Source organism: Lysinibacillus sp. G1-3 (assembly GCF_056322905.1).
In genome coordinates this window covers 103,540-126,854 of the sequence record NZ_JBWHYQ010000016.1, presented here as the reverse complement: position 1 = coordinate 126,854, position 23,315 = coordinate 103,540, and the positions used below count along the sequence as shown (strand labels likewise).

The 23,315-nt window shown below is 36.5% G+C and carries 23 protein-coding genes; 6 read left to right on the top strand and 17 right to left on the bottom strand.

All coding sequences use genetic code 11. The features are described from left to right. The first annotated feature begins 68 nt into the window (after window positions 1-68). The 4 genes from ACVYAD_RS17760 to ACVYAD_RS17745 all read left to right on the top strand — a co-directional run bounded on the left by ACVYAD_RS17760 (window position 69) and on the right by ACVYAD_RS17745 (window position 4,002). Window positions 69-1,118 (top strand): TRAP transporter substrate-binding protein, encoded by a 1,050-nt coding sequence (locus ACVYAD_RS17760; RefSeq protein ID WP_476427335.1) that lies wholly within the window; start codon window positions 69-71, stop codon window positions 1,116-1,118. Between the two features lie 317 nt (window positions 1,119-1,435). Continuing rightward, entirely contained in the window at window positions 1,436-2,698 is a 1,263-nt protein-coding gene (locus tag ACVYAD_RS17755; RefSeq protein ID WP_349660372.1) for a dicarboxylate/amino acid:cation symporter, read from the top strand. Window positions 2,699-2,900: 202 nt separating this feature from the next. Next, window positions 2,901-3,440, top strand: coding sequence for a tubby C-terminal domain-like protein (locus tag ACVYAD_RS17750; protein WP_349660373.1), 540 nt, complete (start codon window positions 2,901-2,903; stop codon window positions 3,438-3,440). Window positions 3,441-3,822: 382 nt separating this feature from the next. Next, complete coding sequence (locus tag ACVYAD_RS17745; RefSeq protein WP_349660374.1) at window positions 3,823-4,002, top strand: hypothetical protein; 180 nt, start codon at window positions 3,823-3,825, stop codon at window positions 4,000-4,002. Window positions 4,003-4,066: 64 nt separating this feature from the next. On the opposite strand, the gene ACVYAD_RS17740 is transcribed toward ACVYAD_RS17745, so the two are convergent. Beyond that, a complete protein-coding gene (locus ACVYAD_RS17740; RefSeq protein WP_476427334.1) occupies window positions 4,067-4,960 on the bottom strand; it encodes a PhzF family phenazine biosynthesis isomerase in 894 nt (297 codons plus the stop codon). A gap of 40 nt (window positions 4,961-5,000) precedes the next feature. Further along, window positions 5,001-5,567, bottom strand: coding sequence for a signal peptidase I (lepB, locus tag ACVYAD_RS17735; protein WP_349660376.1), 567 nt, complete (start codon window positions 5,565-5,567; stop codon window positions 5,001-5,003). Between the two features lie 292 nt (window positions 5,568-5,859). Between lepB and ACVYAD_RS17730 the strand changes: the two genes are divergently transcribed. Next, on the top strand, window positions 5,860-6,360 hold the full coding sequence (locus ACVYAD_RS17730; RefSeq protein ID WP_476427333.1) for an amino acid oxidase: 501 nt from the start codon (window positions 5,860-5,862) through the stop codon (window positions 6,358-6,360). A 140-nt stretch (window positions 6,361-6,500) separates the two neighbouring features. On the opposite strand, the gene ACVYAD_RS17725 is transcribed toward ACVYAD_RS17730, so the two are convergent. From ACVYAD_RS17725 to ccpN, 11 genes are all read right to left on the bottom strand, one after another. Then, window positions 6,501-7,037 (bottom strand): NADPH-dependent FMN reductase, encoded by a 537-nt coding sequence (locus tag ACVYAD_RS17725; protein WP_349660378.1) that lies wholly within the window; start codon window positions 7,035-7,037, stop codon window positions 6,501-6,503. 212 nt (window positions 7,038-7,249) lie between these two features. Further along, on the bottom strand, window positions 7,250-7,498 hold the full coding sequence (locus ACVYAD_RS17720; protein WP_349660379.1) for a DUF2164 domain-containing protein: 249 nt from the start codon (window positions 7,496-7,498) through the stop codon (window positions 7,250-7,252). Between the two features lie 112 nt (window positions 7,499-7,610). After that, window positions 7,611-7,835, bottom strand: a complete 225-nt coding sequence (locus ACVYAD_RS17715; protein ID WP_349660380.1) for a hypothetical protein — start codon at window positions 7,833-7,835, stop codon at window positions 7,611-7,613. Window positions 7,836-7,850: 15 nt separating this feature from the next. Further along, window positions 7,851-8,972, bottom strand: coding sequence for a Nif3-like dinuclear metal center hexameric protein (locus ACVYAD_RS17710; protein ID WP_476427332.1), 1,122 nt, complete (start codon window positions 8,970-8,972; stop codon window positions 7,851-7,853). 1 nt (window position 8,973) lies between these two features. Further along, window positions 8,974-9,666: a tRNA (adenine(22)-N(1))-methyltransferase gene (locus tag ACVYAD_RS17705; RefSeq protein ID WP_476427331.1), complete on the bottom strand. Its 693-nt coding sequence runs from the start codon at window positions 9,664-9,666 to the stop codon at window positions 8,974-8,976. 432 nt (window positions 9,667-10,098) lie between these two features. After that, window positions 10,099-10,449: a c-type cytochrome gene (locus tag ACVYAD_RS17700; RefSeq protein ID WP_349660383.1), complete on the bottom strand. Its 351-nt coding sequence runs from the start codon at window positions 10,447-10,449 to the stop codon at window positions 10,099-10,101. 498 nt (window positions 10,450-10,947) lie between these two features. After that, the gene (locus ACVYAD_RS17695) at window positions 10,948-11,511 is read right to left on the bottom strand and encodes a hypothetical protein (protein WP_386827553.1); all 564 of its coding nucleotides are present in this window, start codon (window positions 11,509-11,511) and stop codon (window positions 10,948-10,950) included. Between the two features lie 250 nt (window positions 11,512-11,761). Further along, window positions 11,762-12,889, bottom strand: coding sequence for an RNA polymerase sigma factor RpoD (rpoD, locus tag ACVYAD_RS17690; protein WP_079563872.1), 1,128 nt, complete (start codon window positions 12,887-12,889; stop codon window positions 11,762-11,764). A gap of 32 nt (window positions 12,890-12,921) precedes the next feature. Next, entirely contained in the window at window positions 12,922-14,754 is a 1,833-nt protein-coding gene (gene dnaG / locus ACVYAD_RS17685; RefSeq protein ID WP_476427347.1) for a DNA primase, read from the bottom strand. A gap of 207 nt (window positions 14,755-14,961) precedes the next feature. After that, window positions 14,962-15,774 (bottom strand): pyruvate, water dikinase regulatory protein, encoded by an 813-nt coding sequence (locus ACVYAD_RS17680; RefSeq protein WP_349660385.1) that lies wholly within the window; start codon window positions 15,772-15,774, stop codon window positions 14,962-14,964. A 19-nt stretch (window positions 15,775-15,793) separates the two neighbouring features. Further along, entirely contained in the window at window positions 15,794-16,426 is a 633-nt protein-coding gene (ccpN, locus tag ACVYAD_RS17675) for a transcriptional regulator CcpN (RefSeq protein WP_079563877.1), read from the bottom strand. A 456-nt stretch (window positions 16,427-16,882) separates the two neighbouring features. Here ccpN and ACVYAD_RS17670 point away from each other — a divergent pair, with 456 nt between their 5' ends. Further along, window positions 16,883-18,268: a glycine--tRNA ligase gene (locus ACVYAD_RS17670; protein WP_476427330.1), complete on the top strand. Its 1,386-nt coding sequence runs from the start codon at window positions 16,883-16,885 to the stop codon at window positions 18,266-18,268. A 217-nt stretch (window positions 18,269-18,485) separates the two neighbouring features. Here ACVYAD_RS17670 and ACVYAD_RS17665 read toward each other — a convergent pair whose 3' ends face one another. The 4 genes from ACVYAD_RS17665 to ACVYAD_RS17650 all read right to left on the bottom strand — a co-directional run bounded on the left by ACVYAD_RS17665 (window position 18,486) and on the right by ACVYAD_RS17650 (window position 23,280). Beyond that, window positions 18,486-20,204: an HD-GYP domain-containing protein gene (locus ACVYAD_RS17665; RefSeq protein ID WP_476427329.1), complete on the bottom strand. Its 1,719-nt coding sequence runs from the start codon at window positions 20,202-20,204 to the stop codon at window positions 18,486-18,488. Between the two features lie 829 nt (window positions 20,205-21,033). Next, complete coding sequence (gene recO, locus ACVYAD_RS17660; protein WP_349660388.1) at window positions 21,034-21,828, bottom strand: DNA repair protein RecO; 795 nt, start codon at window positions 21,826-21,828, stop codon at window positions 21,034-21,036. A gap of 134 nt (window positions 21,829-21,962) precedes the next feature. Then, a complete protein-coding gene (gene era / locus ACVYAD_RS17655; protein ID WP_079563883.1) occupies window positions 21,963-22,880 on the bottom strand; it encodes a GTPase Era in 918 nt (305 codons plus the stop codon). Next, window positions 22,867-23,280: a cytidine deaminase gene (locus ACVYAD_RS17650; protein WP_079563886.1), complete on the bottom strand. Its 414-nt coding sequence runs from the start codon at window positions 23,278-23,280 to the stop codon at window positions 22,867-22,869. The genes era and ACVYAD_RS17650 overlap by 14 nt, the downstream gene beginning before the upstream one ends. Window positions 23,281-23,315 lie beyond the last annotated feature (35 nt).

Below are 23,315 nucleotides of genomic sequence, written 5' to 3'. Positions count from 1 at the left end.
ATTTTAGCTTACTCCATATGTTAGAATAACAAAAACATCAGAAAATACGAATAAATTGGGTGTAATTGATGAAAAAATTTATTATTGGAACAATAGTAACCGTTTTATTATTAACGATAGCGATTGGTGTTCAACAAGGCTTACTATTCGCCAAGCCTCTTCCCTATGACGATGAGCAAAAAGGCTTGGATACACAAATAACGATTCACTTAAGTCATGTGGTAGCTGAGAATACACCAAAAGGACAGGCGGCAAGTAAATTCGCCGAACTTGTTCAGGAAAAAACAAATGGTGAGGTGAAGGTACACGTCTATCCAAACTCTTCTTTGTTTAATGATGAAAATGAGTTTCAGGCTTTAGAAAATGGAGAAGTAGAAATGATTATCCCTACTTTTTCAAAGATGACATCCTATATACCAAATTTGCAGGTTCTTGATTTACCTTACCTTTTTAATACGGATGATGAGGTCCACGAAGTTCTTACAGGTTCGATTGGTGAAGAATTGTTAAATGAACTTGAACCCTTTCATATAAAAGGACTAGGTTTTTGGCATAATGGCTTTAAACATTTAACTACTGTCAATCACCCTATTCATACATTTGAAGACTTAAAAGGCCTACGAGTCCGTACAATGCCAAGTAAAACGCTTGAAAAGCAATTCGAGGCTGTTGGGGCTACCCCAACTCCAATCTCCTTTAGCGAGGTTTTTACTGATTTAGAATCGAATACTATTGATGCTCAGGAAAACACAGCGTCAAACATTTATTCTAAAGGTTTCTATAAGGTGCAAAAGCATATGACATTAACTAAGCATGGCATTTTAGGATACGCTGTTTTAATTAATGATAAATTTTGGAAATCCTTACCTCCAAAAATCCAAAAACAGATTATGGAGGCTATGAAAGAAACAACAGACTGGCAATTTGAACAAGCTGTAGAAATGAACAAAGAAGATTTACAAAAACTTGAGCAGCAAGATAATTTTGAGATTTATACGATGACCAATGAGGAACGACAACGTTTTAAAGAAAAACTAGCACCTGTCTATGATTTTTATAGAAACAATGTACAAAATAACGATGTTTTATCGGAAATAGAAAAAATTGTATCTCCTTAAAGTGAGACTGTTAAACAGTGAGGTTTCTTCACTGCCCGTTAATATGAAATTAATAATTTTGTTCATTAATGATGAAATCCTCACTTTCGTGGGGATTTTTTTCTTTTGTATTATAATAGATTCCAAAATTGCAAATCTACTATAAAACAGCCAAAAACCCTTACTATGACTATCTTTATCGACCCTGCGGCTAAAAATGAACAAAATGAACAATAGAAACATTACGGTCATAAAAACTATTGTCGGAAAATTTCAGCTATGATAACCACATGAAAGCGTTCACATAATATTCATAAGTAGTGTAAGGGGAGAACTTTATGCGTATAAATTTTAAAAACTTAACTGTACAAGTACTGATTGCCATTGTGCTAGGTATTATTGTAGGTGCTACGTTCCCAGAATTCGGAGCGAAGTTGAAAATATTAGCAGATATTTTTATTAAACTAATTAAGATGTTAATAGCTCCTATCATTTTCTTAACAGTTGTTATTGGAATTGGTAGTATGGGTGATGTAAAAAAAGTTGGTAAAATTGGCGGGAAGGCATTAATTTATTTTGAAATTGTCTCTACTTTCGCACTTGCGATCGGCTTAATCGTTGTCAATCTTGTACAACCTGGTAAAGGATTTAATACAGCAGCTGCTAACGGTGCAGACGTTTCTCAATATACAGAGGCGGCAGCCGCTACAGAACATGGTATTGGTGCATTCATTATGCAAATTATACCTGATAATGTTGTAGGAGCACTTGCAAATGGAGAGTTATTACCTGTTTTATTCTCAGCTGTTTTATTTGGCGTAGCAGCTGCTGCTATTGGTGAACCAGCTAAACCAGTTATTACATTTTTCGAACGAGTAGCAGATATATTCTTTAAAATTGTTAATATGGTCATGAAGGTTTCCCCGATTGGTGCATTTGGTGCAATGAGCTACACAATCGGAAATTTTGGTCTTAAATCACTTGGAAACTTAGGATTTTTAATGTTATCCGTGTATATTACAATGTTTATCTTTATCGTAGTGATCATTGGTCTTATTTCACGATACTTCGGATTTAGTATTTTTAAGTTTATTAAATATATTAAAGATGAAATTTTTATCGTTATTGGGACATCATCATCAGAATCTGCATTGCCTTCGATGATGCGCAAATTAGAGAACTATGGTTGCTCAAAACAGGTCGTTGGTCTTGTCATTCCAACAGGGTACTCCTTTAACCTTGATGGCACGTCCATTTACTTATCCATGGCGGCTATTTTTATCGCACAAGCTTATGGAGTTGATTTAGATGTTTGGCATCAAATTACATTGCTTGCTATTTTAATGCTAACTTCTAAAGGGGCAGCTGGTGTAACAGGCTCAGGCTTTATTACGCTCGCAGCAACATTAGCAGCATTCCCTATGATTCCAGTGGAAGGGATTGCACTTTTAATCGGGGTCGACCGCTTTATGTCTGAGGCTCGCGCCGTGACAAACTTAATTGGTAATGGTGTAGCAACTGTTGTCGTATCAAAAATGGAAAAAGAATTCGATCCAGAACAAGAAAAACGTGCCCTTGCAGGAGAAGTCACAACTCAATAATAAAAACAAAGGCTGTCCGAACGTGAAAATTTCGCATGATCGGTCAGCCTTTTTTATTGTTAACCTTTATTTATATAAAAAAACTTACGTATTTTATCATTCATTTGTGATTCCTCTCTTTAATTTTCTATCAAAATTTTTGTTGAAGGTGAAACCTGGGGTTATGCTTCCCCGTATAGTAAGTAGATTGGAGGCTTTTTTTATGACTACATTTACCCTTACCTATCCAAAAGCTTTCGAAAGCTTTACAAATATACCTATTGTGAATGAACAAAATGAGACGGTTTGTCTGCTACAAAAGATTGAACGTTCATCTGTTGGAAAAGTAATCAACGCTGTAATGTTAGTTGCTGCACAGCAGACATTGCCACATCGCTATGAAACTCGTACTACTTTAGGGGCACCGCTTTTTCAAGTGCAATTTACACCATTAACAAAGGGTGTTAGCCATCAGCTTATTATGCCAGATGGATCCATTTTACCGATACAACGGAAGACGGTTCAATTACTTGAATCCTCCTACGCCTTTACAATGGATGGACTCGCTTTTCGCTTTGAAAAGGATTTTACTTCAACCGCCTATTTGTATTGTAATGATGAAAAAATCGCAAGTGCTAGTACTATAGAAACTGAACTTGTGCGTATTGGGATATCTTTTAAACTTTTTAACTCTGACGATACGCTCTTTGTTGCTTTGCTAGCAACTCTGTATCAAGCTTTATTCTCAATGAGTAATAAGTAGGCTCCTCACCAAAACGGTGATTTGGTTCCATTCCAATTGGACACTTTCCCAGGGGTTTCAGTCGCAAATTCCTAGGAGTCAACAAGCCTCGCACCAATGCATATACATAAAAATTCGGTTTAAATAGATATGGACGATAAAACTCCTATTGCAAGGAGTTTTTTTGATGGTAGAAATTATCTAAGTAGCTTCATTGCATTTACAATTAATTGTCGTTGATTTCTCATAAAAGCCAGTGTATGTCTTCCACTACTGCTAGAATCATTCAATATATTCCGGGACGCGAAATAAATTCGCTTTGTTTTGACCTTTTTATGCCATCCCTCAAAAAGAGGAGTACACTAAAGAGGTAGAAATACTATACTTTTGGAGGGTATTTTAAATGGGTACTAAAGCAGCAGACATCAAAAATTTAATGACACTAGATCTACTTGTTCAAATTCTAGAGGAGCGCGGTATTATGACAGATAGAGAATTAAAAGAACGTCTCACTAATAACGTTAAACTTTCCTCTATGGATGCAGATTTAAAAGAGAAAGTCATTGAAGAAATAAAACATTAATGAAGTGGAAGCATATCCAAAAGGGCTACTTCCTAAGCAATAAAAATACTGTAAGCAGCCCTTTTTAAATATGCACTTGTAGTTCTTTCACATGTACAGCAGTTCCAGTTATCGATATATTCAGTTTCCCCTCGTCGTTTTTTACATGTACATACACACGCCCATCCTTTCCAAGTTCCTGACCTTGTTCTACAATAATTGTTTTTGGCAATTGAGCTTCCCGATTGATATAATTTGCAAAATATGCTCCCATAACACCAGAGGCAGTACCTGTAGCTATATCTTCAATTGTTCCAGAATAAGGTGATGAGAAGTGTCTTGCGTGCATATCAGCATTCTTATCAATTGCCTCTAAGCAAAAAGGATGCAAAGATGCTTTTGGCATTTCTTCTAGGATAGCTGGAAAATCTGCAGAATGCGGCGTCATTTTGTCAAAGTATGATAAATTTTTAATAGGGATTAGCAATGTCCAAATTCCTGTGCTTCCATAAACTATCGGTAATTCGGGATGTATCGCGTCCTCTGTTAGTCCAATTGATTGAGCAAGTTTAAATTTTGAACCGTTAAAGGCTTCAAACTGAGGTATTGCATGTTGCATAGTGATGTAAATTCGTCCTGCTTTTTGTTCTTTTATCTCAATTACGAGAATTCCTGCCTTCGTCTCAATAGTTAGTTTTGATTTATCGTCTAGTAATCCTTTTGTTTTTAGTGCATAAATCGTTGCCATTGTTGCGTGTCCACATAAATTCACCTCATGCCCTGGTGTGAAATAACGTATACGTAAATCGGCTTTATCCGATTTTAGCGCAAAAGCTGTTTCGTTAAAGCCTATTTGTTTAGCAATAGCCTGCATTTCTATTTCACTATACTGATTTCCCTCAACGACGACACCTGCCGGATTCCCCATATTAGGGATCGTGCTAAACGCATCATAATGATCAACGGTAACCATTTTCATATTCTTTTCCTTCCTTTATTTAAGTTAGGCTACGCACTAACTAATGTGTACTACCAAGCCTTTCAAATGGCCACAATATAAAGTCTGTTGTCCCTAAAATTGTATCCTGCGAAACGAATCCGATATCCGAACTCCGACTATCTATACTTCGTCGGCGATTATCCCCAAGAACGAAAAAATGCCCCTCTGGTACAGTCATTTCTTCTAATTGCTCCTCAAGGGTGAAATCATATGTAAAATCACCTTTATCAAGTAACCCTTCTTTATATTCTGTTAAATAAGGCTCATCAAAAGCTTCCCCGTTTATAAATAAAACGTCATCTTTGTAGGCTACATGATCTCCTGGTAAACCGATAATTCTTTTAATATAATGCTTATCTTCTTTTGTTTCAAAGACAATAACATCGAAGCGGTCATAATTGGTTATTCGTGGTCCCACTTTATTAACAATAACTTTATCTCCAGTTTCAAAAGTCGGCTCCATTGAAGCACCTTTTACAACAACAGGAGATAGAATAAAATAACGTACACTCATTGTAAAAATGATGGCTATTCCAATCACTTTAAACCATGACCAAAATTCATTCTTAGTTTGTTTTTGTGTCACACTTTACACTCCAATCCTTTTTCCTTCAAATCCAATTTGATTACACTAATGGAGACGGGTGCCATTCTGAAAAGTTCCACAATTCTAAAAATCATTGATTGTTTCTGAAATATTCTACTTTTAATAAACAGGATTAGCACAGAAGCTTTTACCTCAACGACACCTTTAAGAAAAATATTAGCTCAATAATTTTTTGGGGAATATTTGTAGTACGTTGATATATAATGAAAGAAACATAAGCAATTATAGTTAATAAAAGGACGGAATTACGAAAAAAGGGGAATTAATAAATTTGAAAAAAATTTTATTTATAGTAAGTTTGTTTTTATTAGTTGCGTGTTCAAATAATGAAGTTAAATATGATGGAGCTCCTTTAAAAATTGCAGTAGTTGGTGATATTCCTGAATTACATAACGAAAAAATTCATTTCAAACCAATTTCATTAGATGAATTTAGTGAAGATACATTGACTATTTCAACAAATTTTGATGCTGTTATGATAACACAAGTGATGTTTGAAGAAGCATCAGAAGATAGATTTGTTAAAGTTTATAAAGATTCTAAAATGCCTATTATTTTTTTTGATTCAAGAAAACGTAATTTGCCATTCACAAACGAAGGGCTTACCTATGAAACAGCTCATTGGGAATCATTAAATAATGGTTCTCATACGACAATTTATATATCTGATATCGATGCAAATCGCGAAGATGCTTGGTATTTTTATTTAAAAGATGAAAAAGAGTTAGATATCCTATACAAAGAGATTTTTCAAAAGATTGAAACGTTATAAAGGTAGATTTTTATGTATTTGCCGATCGAAAACAAGCGTATTCGAAAATCCTCGAATACGCTTGTTATTTGAGAAAATCAACAATCAAGAGTTAAAAAAAAGCAATATGTACTTTTTACTGTACATACTGCTAAAGATCCCTATCGAATCGTTTTTAATGCTGTTGCCCAAGGAACAAGCTGATCTAACATTTGATTTACTGAATCTGCTTGCACATCCTTCGGTTTAAAGACCGTGCCGTTTTCGAAGTCAGTAAATAAGGATAAAGCGGGATGCACGCGAACATCTGCTACTAATAATTCACCAAGAATTCCACGTAAATGTTCAGCCGCTCTTGCACCACCGACAGAACCGTAAGAAACAATACCTGCGGCCTTATTATTCCATTCCACGCGTAAGTAGTCTAATGCATTTTTTAGTGCACCGGTAATGGAATGGTTATATTCTCCAACGATGAAAATAAACCCATCACAGGCACCAACACTTTGTGACCACTCAGCTACTCCAGAAGTATCTCCTCCTGGCTCACCTAGCAGTGGTAATTTAAAGTTAGCGATATCAATTATTTCATATTCTGCATCACGACGCTTTTCTGCTACTGCCTTTACCCATTCGCCAACTTGCGGGCTTAAACGCCCTTCACGAGTACTCCCTAAAATAACCCCAATTTTCAACATATGACTCCTCCTTCATCCATCCCTCAAATTGTGACCGAATCATTCACTTACATTAAAACGGTTCTCTTAGCCATGTTGCACAGGAATCCATTTCTTTATTCAATACACATATAGTTAATTAAACCGTTTTTACTTTGAATTAAATTATCTTTAATCCAAGATAAAAATATCATATATTTTTAAAAATTGCCAATTATTTCATCCGAACTAAATTATTTTAATTTAATAGGTCTTTCTAATGCTGCAAGTTCATCCTCAATTGATGCATATTGTCTTTCTACAACATATTTGGTATCCGATATAGCTGCATTATAAATATGCGGAGCAATATTTTCCTTTATAAAATCAAATACTCTTTCTGCTTCAAATTCAGAAATATCCTCATCTCGATTATTGTAAAAAAATCGTTGAATATCGGCTATTATTGTTTCTTGTTGTTCTTTTGTTAATCGAATAAACAATCCAAAACTCTCCTCTCATTACAATTTATACTCACCTATCATAACACTCCAAAATTAATCCATGCATAAAAAGACTGAATTATATTACAACTATAATTCAGCCTTTTTATTATTACTGGTTACATTTAAATGAATAGTTTGTTGATAGAAACTTCTTTTCTTTTGAGACGATGGCTTCGCCGCCATCTTTTTCACATTGCTCGGTCATTGCATCAATTTTTTTGACATTCATCGTATTTGTCATAAATGTCATGCCTAGCCCAAACACAGCAATTAGCAAACCGATCATGATCCATAACTTGCCGCCTTTATTGCCAGCAGGTCTTTCATTCCCCACCGAAATTCCCCTCTCTTACACGAATAAAAACGGTTCTGTATGAATAGTAGATTGTACAAATTTAACAGAATATTTTTTATCCTCACACATTCTTGCCATCTTTTTAGCTACTCCGGCAATCATCACCTTCTCCACATGATGACCTGGATCTACGATTTGCAGACCAATTGCTTGAGCATCCTGGGCAGTATGGAAATACATATCTCCTGTTAAAAATACATCTGCCCCAGCGCGTTTCGCAGAATAGATATATTTATTGCCGTCGCCTCCGACAAGCGCAACTTTTTTCACTTTCGACTGTAAATCGCCAACAACTCGTACAGCAGGTACGTCTAGCTGCTCCTTGACAAATTGTGTGAATTCGTGAAGAGTCATTTCTTGTGGTAAATAACCAACTCGCCCTAAGCCCATTACATTTGTTTGCTGGTCTAGACGAATGAAATCATAGGCAGGCTCTTCATATGGATGTGCATTTAACATTACCTTTAACACACGATTTTTTACGGATTCCGGAAATACTACTTCTATTTTCACTTCTTCTTCAACATGTAATTCACCAATAGCACCTACATGTGGATTTGCACCTTCTAGTGGACGGAAGCGCCCTTCCCCCATTGTAGTATAACTACACGCTTCATAATCTCCAATTCGACCTGCTCCTGCCTTTGCTAATGCCTCACGTAAATCAGTGGCATTTGCAGTCGGTATAAAAACAGCCAACTTCAACATATTTTCCGCATAAGTTTCTTCGAGAATAAAACGGTTTTCAAGCTGGAGAGCATCTGCTAGTAAATCGTTAACACCACCTTCAGCCACATCTAGATTCGTATGTGCTGCATAAACAGCAATATCTTTTTTAATTAGCTTTTCATATAAACGCCCAGCTGGATTGTCAGTACGAATATTCGAAAGTCGTCTAAAAATCGGTGGATGATGTGCAATGATTAGTTCGCATCCTTGAGCAATAGCCTCATCGGCTACTTCTTCATTAACATCTAACGTGACTAATACTTTACTTACAGGTTTGTTTAAAGTGCCAATTGCAAGACCAATAGGGTCATTTTCCATACAGGCTAGCTTTTTAGGCGACCATGATTCAAACAATTGAATAATTTCCTGACCGTTTACTGTTTTCATCTCACAGAACCCCTTCCACTAAATTGAGTAAAGCAACTAACTCTGCACGTTTTTCTTCAATTTCAGGTGTTTGATCTGCCCCTTCAATAGACTGTAATACACGCTGCCAATTTTCTTTTTCACGCGCCCATTTTTTAATAAATGCTGGTGATTTTCGTTGCATTAATCTCGGACCAAATATAATTTCCGGTTCCGTTAACGTCATTGTGCTTCTTTGCAATACAAGAATTTCATAAATTTTTTCGTCTTCCTCTAAAATCTCTTCGTCCAGGATTGCCCAATTATGTGCTAATGCCCATTCGCGAATCACTTTAGCATGAATATTTGGCTGCAAAATAAGCCTTGTTACCCCATTTAATTTTTCAGGATGCTTCTCTAAAATGGAGACAATCAAAGGACCGCCCATTCCAGCAATAGTAACAGTATCAACATGGTCCGTTTCTTCCACTGCTGCTAAACCATTCGCAAGTCGTACTGTAATTTTTTCTGTTAAGCCTTCTTTTTGCACTTGTCCTACTGCTGATTCAAATGGCCCTTTCACAACTTCTCCTGCTACTGCATAAGAAGCAATACCTTTATGAATTAAGTAGCATGGTAAATATGCATGGTCGCTCCCAATATCAGCTACAACTGCGCCTGAGGGAACAAAGCTTGCTACTGTTTCTAATCGTTTTGATAATTTTTGTGCATTCATTTTTTTACCGCCTGTCTTCAATAGTGTCCATTCTTAGTATGTATGATGTCGAGAAAAAAAACAAATGGAGTTGTCTCAAAAATTTTGAGCAACTCCATTTTATTGAAGATAAATAAATTGTAGCTGCACCAATTACGATTAAACGCTTTCAGTGCAGCTACTTTTATCAATTATGCCTCGGCAGAATTGCGTCCGGAATTGGCTTTGTGCTTAGGCCTGCACGATGCAGGTCAGTTAGCCGTTATCGCATGGATGCGATGATTTTAGGCTAACATCCCCTAAGCACTCCTTTCCGATTCCGTGACATCTGCCAGAGGCTTTAGGCCAACACGATGTTGGTCACTCAGTCGTTGCCACAGGACGTGGCGTTCTTAGACTGAGTTCCTATATTTCAGCGGATGTTTGTTTGAACATCCGCTGAATGAAGTTAAACTATTTTAGAGTTGAAATGTACTTAGCGATTTCTTTTGCTTCCGCTTCAGTTTTCATTCCAGGTGTCATTGGTGTGCCTTCGATACCGTTAGTTAAAACGTCTACGATATGAGCCTCATCTAAACCATGTAAGTTTGGCCCTACAGAACCAGTTAAGTCAGCAGCGTGACAGCCAATACAAGATTGTACTAAAGCTGAGCCGTCATCAGTAGCTTCTGTCTTTTCGCCACCGCCCTCTTTTTCAGCAGCAATTTCTTTTTTGTTATCTGCACCTGTTAAAGACATGAAGAAAATAAGACCAATACCAAATGCAAGAATTAAGATGTAAGGAACGACTGGATTGTTTTTCATATGTTTCCCCTCCTCATTGTAAATCTACTTCTATTATAATATAGAATCAGTCAACATCTAATATTGTACTTCATTAACCGTGAAACGAAAAGACCATTCGCTAAGTTTTCCTTTGTTTGTAACAAATTCGACATTTCTGTATCTATTGGATAAAATATGTCTTGAAATCGCCAATATTTGGACTAACTATTATCTTTTTAGCAAATAATTATACCTTTCCAAAATCGCGTCCAGAATCGGCCTGAAGAAGTTTAACTAAGATTCCTTACACGTTGTTATCTTTCCTCTATTTGCGCATTCATATACCAAGAAAATTAAAATAACTTCTTAAAATTGCTATCGAAATAATTCATTAGCTAATGAATATGCTGCACTTTAATATACTGCTTCTAATTACGCTTATATGTAGAATCATGATGCAAAAAAAGAATCTGTAAGCTATATAAAAGCATACAGATCCTTGTCATTTGTCGGCGAACTAATTTACAAAATGAGTTGTTATAATAAATTTATAATATAATAGCTGATCAGTGCTAGTAACCCTAGGACACCTGAGACCGTGAAATAAAGTAACTTCATTTTTAAACCGGACCAAAGCCAAACTCCACAGTTCGCTGCAATCAAGCAAAACAATGCGATATTATTTCCGTTAAAATATGTAGTGTAAATTCGAATAGACATACTGAACAATAAAACAGCGGCTAACAAATGGAAAACAGGAGCTAATAAATCATTTTTTCGTGCCATTCGAAATGCCGTCAGAAATAACGCTACAGCAGCTATTCCAACAACAACCGTTAATATGATCATGAAAGATGGTATTGTAAAATAAAAAGTTAGCAGAGTAATCATCGCAATACATATACCTGCAATTACAAGTAGCAGCTTTCTCTTTTCAGAAGGCAAAATAGCTTGTTTATGATGTACTGGTTCTAACTCCTCTAAATTTTCCCCCTCTGCATAAAGAGCGGCTAAAAAGTCACAGTAATGTTCTGGTAATAGCTTATTTTGCTTCCAAAACAAAATCTCATTCAAGATTATTTTTTTTCGAGGATTTGTCATAATTTTTGCTCCAAACATTTCTTTATATGGTTGTTATTCCAATTTTATCTCAAAACATTGCAGAACACATCTATATAAAGTAGCAAAAATATTTAGTTTGTCACATTCTAGTACATGATATAAACATTTTCGAAACAATATTTTCTTTTGATAGACTTTGGATATACGAGTATTCTCCTGATTCAATAGTAGCACAAAAAGGGCTATCCAATTAGTCATCACTAATTAGATAGCCCTAGCCTGTATAACCTTATTCTAAGAAATCTTTTAAACGTTTGCTACGAGAAGGGTGGCGTAGCTTTCTAAGTGCCTTAGCCTCAATTTGGCGAATACGTTCACGTGTTACACCAAATACTTTTCCTACCTCTTCTAACGTACGTGTGCGACCATCATCTAGACCGAAACGTAAGCGAAGTACATTTTCTTCACGGTCAGTTAATGTATCTAACACATCCTCTAATTGCTCTTTTAACAATTCATAAGCTGCATGGTCAGATGGAGATTGAGCTTCAGAATCTTCAATAAAGTCTCCTAAATGTGAATCATCTTCTTCTCCAATTGGTGTTTCAAGAGATACTGGTTCTTGTGCAATTTTTAAAATTTCACGTACTTTTTCAGGTGTTAAATCCATTTCTTCCCCAATTTCTTCTGGAGATGGTTCGCGACCTAAGTCTTGTAGTAATTGGCGTTGTACTCGAATTAATTTATTTATTGTTTCGACCATATGCACGGGAATACGAATTGTACGTGCTTGGTCCGCAATAGCACGTGTAATTGCTTGACGGATCCACCATGTTGCATAAGTAGAGAATTTAAAGCCTTTACGGTAGTCAAACTTCTCAACAGCCTTGATAAGCCCCATATTCCCCTCTTGAATTAAATCAAGGAATAGCATTCCACGGCCAACATATCGCTTTGCAATCGATACTACAAGACGTAAGTTTGCTTCCGCTAGACGTTTACGTGCTTCTTCATCACCTTGCTCAATACGCTCAGCTAGAGCGATTTCTTGCTCGGCAGAAAGTAAATCAACTCGACCAATTTCTTTTAAATACATACGTACAGGGTCATTTATTTTAACACCCGGTGGTACACTCAAATCATTTAAATCGAAAGTCTCTTCGTTCGCTTCTTCTTTCATTAAGCTTTCTTCTTCAAACTCTTCTTTTCCAATGATTTGAATGTCTTTTGCCTTTTCAAGATCCTCAGCAAAGTGGAAAATCTCTTCGTTCTCCAATTCATAAGGCGCAAGTTTCTCTGAAATTTCTTTCATTGAAATTTCACCTTCTGTTTTTGCTTTTTCTTGTAGTAGCTTTTTTGCTTCATCTAATGTAATTTCTACTTCTACCTCTTTTGAACGTTCTGACTTGTCCGCCATAAACCTTCCTCCTTCTAAACAACCGAATCGGGTTAAATCGCCGATAACGATTTTCTTAAATGAATAATCTGTTGGGCGATTTCAAGTGCACGCGCATACTCGTGCATCTTCTCCGCTTCCTTTGACTCATGCATCTTTTGTTGAATTTCTTGCTCAATTCTATATTTTTGCAGCTGACGTATTGAGTCTGTGACCTCTGCCTCTGCTTGGTCGGGATCCCGTTCCGTTAAAGCCGCTTCCATTACTATCTTGCGTAATTCAGAGTCATCTAATATTTCAACAAAACGCTGATAATCAGGATGACCATATTCCTCATAAAATCCTACTAAGCGAACAAAAACAGCCAAATAGGCATCTCGTACAAACGGTTCTTTTTGCTCACTACGTAATACCCTGTCCACTACATCTATATTATGAAGCATATGAGCCAGTAATAAACGTTCTGCACGTTCTGCTGCGTCCATAGGCTTATGTTGCTGAGCGACCGGCATCGAAGGCGCCTGAACTGGCATTTCTTCTTTTGTAGAACGCACCTGATTTGCCTCTAGCTTTCGGAATTGAGCATAAATCGCTTCTTCCGAGATATTTGTCTCATTCGATAGCTGTCTTATATACAAATCTCGTTCAACTGGTGACGATCTACCTACCAGTTGTTCAAGAACTTCTTGAATATATTGAAGCGTATCATTTTCAAACTGAAAGTTCTTATTTCGTCTAGCATGCATCATCATAAAAGCAATATACGCATGAGGGTTTTCCAAAATTTGTTCTTTAAATGCTTGTCCACCTAAACTACGAATGTATTCATCGGGATCTAGCTTATCTGGTAACACTGCAATATTGACTTTCATACGTTCTACTTGAAGTAACTGTGCCGCTCTTTTTGCCGCATCAAAACCTGCATTATCACCGTCATAGCAAACCGTAACCTGCTCTACTAAGCGCTTTAGCTTTGTGATATGCTGATTCGTAAGCGAAGTGCCCATTGTTGCTACAGCATTCGTTACACCAACAGAAGTTGCTGCTAAAACATCCATAAACCCTTCCATCAATACTACTTGACGATTTTTTCTAATGGAGGTTCGTGCTTTATCTAGGTTATATAGCACTTCACTCTTTTGAAAAATCGGTGATTCTGGACTATTTAAATATTTTGCCTCTTCACCAGTCGATGTAAGAATTCGTCCTGAGAATGCTATAATCTTACCGTTCTCATCACGGATGGGAAACATAATACGCCCTCTAAAACGATCAAAATAGCGTTCTTCCCCTTCACGCTTAATCACTAAACCACTTTCCGCGATTTCTTGTAAGTTATAACCTTTTCTTTCAAGCAATATCGTTAATGCATCAAAGCTTGGAAGAGACCATCCAATGCTATTAGATTCTATAAGTTCCCTTGTAAATCCTCTTTCTAGCAAATAATTTAAAGGTTCTTCACCATCTTCCGTATTTAACAGTAAATGATGAAAAAAATCTGCTGCAAAAGCGTGTGCTTCTTTCATCCTTTCTTCTGCTTTAGATACCTTTTTCGTTACTTCTGGTAAACTTGGCCCAACATCTAAATGTATGCCAATACGTTCACCAAGTTTCACAACAGCGTCAGGAAAAGAAATACCTTCTATATCCATGACAAAAGTAACAGCATTACCACCCGCACCACAACCGAAGCAATGAAAAATTTGTTTGTCTGATGACACAGAAAAAGATGGCGTTTGTTCTCCATGAAAAGGACATAGTCCAAACCAATTGCGCCCACGCTTAGTAAGCTGCATGTATTCGCTTATGACATCAATAATATCCGATTGTGTGCGAACCTGTTCAATCACTTCTTCAGGAATCTTCCCTGCCAAATCCATCACCATCTTTAAATTACGTTCTAAAACACAATTCGCTATCCGATTTAAAAATCCTTTATTTCTCGACAAAAAAACAGGATTTTTCTCTTAATAAATATTTTTACCACAATTTTATTATTATAAAACATAAATTAGTTTTTATCTATACTATTTTCAAACCCGACTCAAAAAAACCGCCTCTTATAACCGAGGTGGTTTATCATCATTCGTTTCTTATTTACAGTTTAAAATATGCTCAATAATGACGTTTGCTGTTTCTTCAACAGCTTTGTTTGTCACATCAATAACTTTACAACCAATTTTAGAGACAATTTTTTCAAAATGCTGGATTTCATCTAATATTCGATTATGCTGCGCATAGATAGCATCATCATTCAATCCTAGAGACATCAATCTCTCTTTTCGAATTGAGTTTAATTTATCAGGAGAAATAATTAAACCAAAACATTTTTTCGGATCAATTTTTAAAAGTTCTTCAGGTGGCTCCACTTCTGGTACTAAGGGCACGTTCGCTACCTTATATCGTTTATGTGCTAAATATTGTGATAGCGGTGTTTTAGAGGTACGGGAAACACCAACTAGCACAATATCAGCCTGTAAAAGACCACGTGGATCTCTACCATCATCATATTTTACTGCAAATTCAATAGCCTCTATTTTTTTAAAATAATCATCATCTAGCTGGTGAACAATTCCTGGAGCCTCTAATGGGTATTCTTCCACAAAGGTTGCCATTGTTTTTAAAGCAGGCCCTAAAATATCGACGGCATATACATTTTCTTGCTCACACAGTTCACATAATAACGATCGCATCTCCTGTCGAACTAGTGTATATACAATAAATGCCTTCTGTTTCGCTGCGAGGCATACAATTTTACGAATGAGCTCCTCTGATTGTATATGAGGAAAACGACGAATTATCGTGTTTTCCAAACCAGGTCGAAACTGACTAATAACCGCTTTCGCTACTTGGTCACCAGTTTCACCGACAGAATCAGATACAACAAAAACCCGTAGTCTTTTCATACTGCTCTCCTTCAACTATTTAGTCATTTTGTGCAAGTGATAAGAAAGCTCGTGTAATCGTCGTTTTTGTTAGACGTCCAACAATCGTCAATCCACCTTCTTGTGGCTCAACTACTGGTAGCGAATCAACTTCTCGATCAATTAGTTTATTCGCTGCGACGACTAAAGAATCTGATCTTTCACAGTACGATATATTTGGCATGCGTGTCATAATTATATGTACAGGAATTTTGTTTAAATCCTGCGTGCCAATACTTGTACGTAGTAAATCTTTACGAGAAAGTACCCCTGTCAAAAATTCATTCTTATCTACGACAAATAGTGTACCAACATCCTCAGAAAACATGAAGCAAATCGCATCATAAACAGTCATTGTTTCTGGTACAACAACAGGTCCTGAATGAAAATCTTTCACCTTTAAATTGTTAATACTATCCGTCAATGTAACGGATGTTTTTTTACCTGAATAGAAATAGCCAACACGAGGTCTAGCATCTAAAAAGCCTGCCATTGTGAGTATTGCTAAATCTGGTCTTAAAGTTGCTCTTGTCAGATTGAGACGTTCTGCAATATGTTCGCCTGTGATAGGGCCGTTTTCTTTCACAATTTGTAAAATGTCTTCCTGACGTTTATTGAGTTCGATTGGACTCACCGCCTCAAATCTAATAGTGTTATACTTATGCTCAATTATTATATACTATTTTAATAATTATTGCGAAGAAAAGAACTACATGCTACAATATTGACACATACGCTTGTTCTCGATGTATTTTCGAGTGATTTGCGTTATATAGGCGATGACGGGAAAAAAGTATCTGTTCCATTTTAAAGCGAGTAGAAGATGGTGAAAGTCTACACAGCAACAGAGAAAAGGCACTCCTTGAGCTAACTTTTCGAAAAGAGGTTTTAAACAATTCGTTTAAAACAATCAGGGTGGAACCGCGGGTTTTAGCACTCGTCCCTGGGCATTTATCGTGCCCGGAGACGGGTGCTATTTTTAATTTAGTCTTACCTAAATTAAAAAAATTTAGCGAATTTATCAATTGTATAAATACGCTAAAACAAAATCAAAGTTCACTCTTTGAAAACTATAAAGGAGGCTATTTTTATGGCTAACAAATCAATGGAAACAATTGTATCATTAGCGAAGCATCGCGGCTTTGTCTTCCCAGGTTCTGAAATCTACGGAGGCTTAGCAAACACTTGGGATTACGGTCCACTAGGTGTTGAATTAAAAAACAATGTAAAAAAAGCATGGTGGCAAAAATTTGTCCAAGAATCAGAGCACAACGTTGGGATCGATGCTGCAATTTTAATGAATCCAAAAGCTTGGGTTGCGTCTGGTCACGTTGGTAACTTTAATGATCCAATGATCGATTGTAAGGCATGTAAAGCGCGTCATCGTGCTGACAAAATCATCGAGGATGCTGCGCTAGCTAAAGGCGATGAAATCATTGTTGATGGTATGACATTTGATCAAATGAAAGAAACAATGGTTAAATATGACGTAGTTTGCCCAGATTGCGGTAAAGCTGATTTTACAGATATTCGTCAATTTAATTTAATGTTTAAAACTTTCCAAGGTGTAACAGAATCTTCTACTAACGAAATTTATTTACGCCCAGAAACAGCACAAGGTATTTTCGTGAACTTTAAAAATGTACAACGTTCTATGCGTAAACGTACACCATTCGGTATTGCACAAATCGGTAAGTCTTTCCGTAACGAAATTACGCCAGGTAACTTCACTTTCCGTACACGTGAATTCGAACAAATGGAACTTGAATTTTTCTGTAAGCCAGGCGAAGATCTTGAATGGCACGCATACTGGAAAGAGTTTTGTAAAAACTGGTTATTAAATTTAGGCATGAAGGAAGAGTCTATGCGCCTCCGCGATCATGAAGAAGACGAATTATCTCACTACTCAAATGCTACAACTGATATCGAATTCAAATTCCCATTCGGCTGGGGCGAGCTTTGGGGCGTAGCGGATCGTACAGATTACGATTTAAAACAGCATATGGAGCATTCTGGTGAAGATTTCACTTACATCGATCCAGTATCAAACGAACGTTATGTACCATTTTGCATCGAGCCATCTTTAGGTGCAGACCGTGTGACATTAGCTTTCCTTTGCGATGCTTATGACGAGGAAGAGCTTGAAGGCGACGATAAACGTACAGTTTTACGCTTCCACCCTGCTCTAGCGCCATTTAAAGCTGCGGTCCTACCACTTTCTAAAAAGCTTTCGGATGAGGCTACTGATGTTTGGGCAGAGCTTCGTAAATCATTCCCAGTTGACTTTGACGAGTCACAATCAATTGGTAAACGTTACCGTCGTCAAGATGAAATTGGTACACCATTCTGTATCACTTACGACTTTGACTCAAAAGAGGATGGTCAAGTTACAGTACGTCACCGCGACTCAATGTCTCAAGTTCGTATGCCAATTACAGAAGTTAAAGCATACATTGAAAAACATCTTCAATTCTAAGTTCATAAGATATAAAGAGGGAGTCGCATTTTAAGCGACTCCCTTTTTCTGTGGAAAAATGACTACTCGTACTAATGATGAGGAACCGGCGATTTACCTCGACCAGCAAGATGACTTGCAATGAAAGCCCTTCCGGAAAGAGAGGCTAATCCCGCAGAAAGTGCCCACTCGGAGCGAAAATCAACCTTAGTTTTTGGATACACATTTCAATCTTTTGTCAGGTCTTAATTGATGAAAACAAGCGCTCTTGCATCTTCTCCTCAAATGAAAATCTTTTCATACTCATACCTACTAAGCTTATTAGAATTTCCTCTATATCTCCAAGCGTATAATAAAGGAAGGTTCCTTCTCGCATTGGGCGAACCCTCTTATCGATTGTTAGTTTATCTTCAATAAAGTAAGCTACATTTACGTTACAATGTTCCATCAATTGCGAAATACGTTGGTCATCATCTGGATTAATAAAAAACGGAACAATTTTGTCAATATACAAAATACTTTGCACAAGTTTTATAAAGAAATTTTCACGAAGTGCAGTTTCCACAACTACTACAGTTGTTTTTTCATGCTGGTAATCCATATACAATATATTTATTTGCTCTTCTAATAACTTTTTTAGAATATCAATAGAATTTCTATACTTTGTCATATCCGTTTGGATTTCTCTTGTTAATAAACGTAGAATTTGAAAAGCAGGTAAAAATATTTTTAAAACAATTTCTTTAGGATGTAAATGATCTATTAATCTTTTAAAGTAAACTCTTAAGCTATTTTCATCACAGCGAATTAATTGTTCTACAAATAAGTTAAAAATTTCTTCAAAGCTGTTTGTACGATAATCTATCATTTTCGAAATTTTCACACTATAATTCAAAGGTAAAATCATTGACTTTTGCTCATCTAATAGCTTAACTTTAGGCAATGTCGGGAATAAATCATAGACAAGTTCTACTTGTGCACTTCGATTATCTGATAATTGAACGACTGAGTTGACAGGAAAAATTCCTAGACACTCTACAAATTTATGCATAAATTTCTCGTTATATAAATGTCGATCACGATATAAAACAGCTAATGCATCTGTTGCAGCATATCCCGAATGGTATACTCGCTTTGATGTCATCGCTGAATAAACATCAATAATCTGCAGTATTTGAACTCCCTCACACATATCATCCTCACAAAGCTGATTCGGATAACCTTTACCAGCAAAGCGTTCATGATGATCCCGTGCTAAATAGGCAATATCGTCTTCCCCATTTTCAATGAGTAGCTCATAACCTTTAGTCGTATGAGTTTTGACAATATCAAACTCATCTTCCGATAATTTTCGTTTTAAATTTAATATATCTTGCGGAATACATACCTTCCCAATATCATGGAACAAATAGCCTCTTGCTAGCGTTTCAATATCCATTAAACCTAAATTACGGGCGAAGATTGTACCTAAAACGAAAACATCAAATGAATGAACAAAAGAATATTCATCCCATTCTTTTAATCGCATGAGTAATTCATAGCGATGTTTCTTTTCTAAAATTTTTTCAAAAACACCTCGTACATAAGCAGTGTCTTGGATGCTTTTTAAAATTTGGCCATAGCGTAATTCATGCACAACATTCTCTAATGTAGTCATAAAAAGCTGACTTACTGTTTCTTTATACTCATCTGTATCATCATTTTTATCCATTAGCGGTGCAAAAACATCCTCGTAATCCTTTGAACGCTGAACACTCAAATCATGAACAATACGGACTGAATCAGTCGGTAAATAAACAGATAATTCGTCAACTTTTCTAAGTTTAAGTAAAGCAATAATTCGTTCCGTTAAAACAAGATCTTTTTTAGCTAATAAACGATAATCAGAAAAAATATCTTCAGCTAAAATATCATTCGCTTCAACTTCATCAATACATAACGTCACTTTTCTTAGCATAATTTCTGCCACATACGCGATGCTTAAGCATTATGTGACTCCCTCCTTCTCCCGTAAGACTGCGTTGTTCGTTATTCGTCAATTATGCCTCGGCATAATTGGTCCGGAATTGGCTTTTTATTTAGGCCTGCAAATATTTTTTGTGCGAAAGCAAGGCGACAGTAGCAGCAATATGAAGGCCAACACGATGTTGGGCATTTCGCTAATGCCACAGCATGGCTTTTTTACCGATGCAGGTCCATTAGCTGTTATCACATGGATGAGATGGTTTTAGGCTAACATCCAACGCTAACTCCTTACCGATTCCATGACATCTGCGGGAGGCTTTAACTTCTTTCACATGCGTAACTTTCGCTACAGAGATTATTTATTGTAAGAAGTTAAATATCATCATCTATATCAATTACAATATCATAGATTAAAATGCCTTTTCAACTAGTATATGGCATTAGAATGAATAGTTTCTACTATGTTTATATTAAAAACTCTACCAAAATTAATATTTTATACCTAACGAATTGTATTGTATTACTCGTTAATTTGAAATAAAAAGTATATAAATACCTATATAGTAATAAGTATAAGTTTTTATTTATAAGTTATAGTTAAATTTCTCTCATAAATATTATTTCTACAATTGATAAAGGATTAATCAATTTGTCCTAATGCCATTTACAAAAATCAATGCAACTCCAAAATAAATAGCATTTTGATAAAATAACTACCAAGCATGCGAATAAGGAACATTAGAAAATCACCTTTTCCCTGTATTTCACCAAAAGTTGCGGATGACATTTGTTAAAAACATAAAAATGCCAGAAGATCAATGTTAATGGTCTTCTGGCGTTTTTTCTTGTTCTGTATTTGTTCTTATCTGAAATTCAGGCGTTCGCTCTAGCTGTTCAATAAATTTTTTAGTCTTAAAACGAATTCCTGTTTGTTCCTCGTAAATAGTTGTAATTATTTTTTTAATAAAATATTTTGTTTCCTTTTTCAGGTCTAGTTTCCCAATCTGGTCAATTGGTACAGTATAGAACATCCGAATAAGCTTAAGCTGGGTCGGTGTTAATCGAATGATATAAGGATCATGGTGATAACAGCGATGACACAAAAAACCACCTTGTGCAAAAGAAAATGCAAATTCACCGTCTACGGCACCACAAGCAGCACAAGTATGTAAAATAGGCTGCACACCTGTATAGGGTAGCATTTTCCATTCTACGAACAATGTAATGGCCTCCGGGTCATAACCTTCCTCAATGGCTTGTAACGCTTGTAGGAGCACATCAAACGCATATGGCTCAGGCTTCCCCTCTTCTACTACTCGCTCGACAAGTTCCATTATATAACTAGCATATGCTGTTGCCATAATATCCTCACGAATATGGCGCATTGAATTGAGATGCTCACCTTGTTGCAATGTTCCCATACCAGTATGATGCTGCACCATAAACATGCCATACGTAAATGGCTGTGTCACAGATGCTAGTCTACTGGAAGGCTTCTTCGCTCCACGAGCCATCGTCGCAACCTTTCCAGCTTCTCTTGTTAGTAATGTTACAATTTTATTTGATTCTCCATAGGCACGCACCTTTAGGACAATCCCTTCCCATTTATGAAGCATCGATCCCCCTCCTTTCTACACTGTTTCGCATGAAAATAGAGCTCTCCAATAAAATTATTGGACAGCTCCATTTAAAACTACAGCGATAAATAAGATTGTTGTAAAGTTGCTTCTTAACTTAAAAACAGATCCTATTAATATTCATCATCACGGAAACCGAAGTCACGTAAATGCGTTGATTTATTTCGCCAATCCTTTTGCACCTTTACCCAAAGCTCTAAATACACTTTTGAACCAAGAAGCATCTCAATATCTTTTCTAGCACGTATCCCTACTTCTTTTAATAGCGCACCACGTTTACCAATGACAATCCCTTTTTGCGAATCTCTTTCTACGATAATCGTTGCTGCTACACGAATTTTATCTTCATTTTCTTCATCACGGCGAATTTTATCAATCACAACAGCGATGGAATGAGGTATCTCTTCGCGCGTTAAATGCAACACCTTTTCACGAATTAACTCTGAAATAATGAAACGTTCAGGATGATCCGTTACTTGATCTGCTGGATAATATTGCGGACCCTCTGGTAAATATTTCGTTAATGTCGTTAATAAATCTTCTACATTATTCCCTTGTAATGCTGAAATCGGTACAATTTCCGCAAAGTCATAACGCTCTTTGTAGCTTTCAATTATCCCTATTAATTCATCTGGATGAATTTGATCGATTTTATTGATTACCAGGAAGACAGGCGTTGGATTACCCGCTAGCATTTCAAGGATGAATTCGTCACCCTTTCCAAGTTTCTGCTCTGCATTAACCATGAACATAATAACATCCACTTCACGCAATGTATTTTTAGAAACCTTTAGCATAAAATCCCCTAGCTTATGTTTAGGCTTGTGGATTCCTGGTGTATCTATAAAGATCATTTGGCTATCATTTGATGTTAGTACACCTTGTACTTTATTTCGTGTTGTTTGTGGCTTATCACTCATAATCGCAATTTTTTGACCAATAACACGGTTTAAAAATGTTGATTTCCCAACATTCGGTCGACCGATTATGGAGATAAAACCTGACTTATAGCCATTATTATTTTCCAGCATTCTCTAAATCCTCCGTTGTAAATGCAAACGGTAGTAATTCGCCTACAGACGTTACCGTGACATCACCTTTTAAATTTGTTAAATATACAGGCATAGATGGCTTGCAAAACTCCATCATCACTTGACGACAAGCTCCACATGGCGCACATGGTCCATCTGTATCAGCTACAATAGCAATCGCCTCAAAATCATAAATACCTTCTGACACAGCTTTGAAAAATGCTGTACGCTCAGCACAATTTGTCATACTATAGCCCGCATTTTCAATATTGCAGCCATGAATGACCTCTCCATCTTTCGTTAAAATCGCCGCGCCAACTTTAAATTTTGAGTAAGGTACATAAGCCTTTTCACGCGCTTTTTTTGATTCTTCTAGTAATGCTTGCATATCAATTGTCATCAATGTCCACCTCTACATAATCAATTTCACCTCGG

Excerpts from the sequence above, each read along its gene's own strand:
- ACVYAD_RS17760 (WP_476427335.1), top strand. The coding sequence starts at position 69 with ATGAAAAAATTTATTATTGGAACAATAGTAACCGTTTTATTATTAACG.
- ACVYAD_RS17755 (WP_349660372.1), top strand. The coding sequence starts at position 1,436 with ATGCGTATAAATTTTAAAAACTTAACTGTACAAGTACTGATTGCCATT.
- ACVYAD_RS17750 (WP_349660373.1), top strand. The coding sequence starts at position 2,901 with ATGACTACATTTACCCTTACCTATCCAAAAGCTTTCGAAAGCTTTACA.
- ACVYAD_RS17745 (WP_349660374.1), top strand. The coding sequence starts at position 3,823 with ATGGGTACTAAAGCAGCAGACATCAAAAATTTAATGACACTAGATCTA.
- ACVYAD_RS17740 (WP_476427334.1), bottom strand. The coding sequence starts at position 4,960 with ATGAAAATGGTTACCGTTGATCATTATGATGCGTTTAGCACGATCCCT.
- ACVYAD_RS17725 (WP_349660378.1), bottom strand. The coding sequence starts at position 7,037 with ATGTTGAAAATTGGGGTTATTTTAGGGAGTACTCGTGAAGGGCGTTTA.
- ACVYAD_RS17710 (WP_476427332.1), bottom strand. The coding sequence starts at position 8,972 with ATGAAAACAGTAAACGGTCAGGAAATTATTCAATTGTTTGAATCATGG.
- ACVYAD_RS17705 (WP_476427331.1), bottom strand. The coding sequence starts at position 9,666 with ATGAATGCACAAAAATTATCAAAACGATTAGAAACAGTAGCAAGCTTT.
- ACVYAD_RS17700 (WP_349660383.1), bottom strand. The coding sequence starts at position 10,449 with ATGAAAAACAATCCAGTCGTTCCTTACATCTTAATTCTTGCATTTGGT.
- ACVYAD_RS17695 (WP_386827553.1), bottom strand. The coding sequence starts at position 11,511 with ATGACAAATCCTCGAAAAAAAATAATCTTGAATGAGATTTTGTTTTGG.
- rpoD (WP_079563872.1), bottom strand. The coding sequence starts at position 12,889 with ATGGCGGACAAGTCAGAACGTTCAAAAGAGGTAGAAGTAGAAATTACA.
- dnaG (WP_476427347.1), bottom strand. The coding sequence starts at position 14,754 with ATGGTGATGGATTTGGCAGGGAAGATTCCTGAAGAAGTGATTGAACAG.
- ACVYAD_RS17680 (WP_349660385.1), bottom strand. The coding sequence starts at position 15,774 with ATGAAAAGACTACGGGTTTTTGTTGTATCTGATTCTGTCGGTGAAACT.
- ACVYAD_RS17670 (WP_476427330.1), top strand. The coding sequence starts at position 16,883 with ATGGCTAACAAATCAATGGAAACAATTGTATCATTAGCGAAGCATCGC.
- ACVYAD_RS17665 (WP_476427329.1), bottom strand. The coding sequence starts at position 20,204 with ATGCTAAGAAAAGTGACGTTATGTATTGATGAAGTTGAAGCGAATGAT.
- recO (WP_349660388.1), bottom strand. The coding sequence starts at position 21,828 with ATGCTTCATAAATGGGAAGGGATTGTCCTAAAGGTGCGTGCCTATGGA.
- era (WP_079563883.1), bottom strand. The coding sequence starts at position 22,880 with ATGCTGGAAAATAATAATGGCTATAAGTCAGGTTTTATCTCCATAATC.
- ACVYAD_RS17650 (WP_079563886.1), bottom strand. The coding sequence starts at position 23,280 with ATGACAATTGATATGCAAGCATTACTAGAAGAATCAAAAAAAGCGCGT.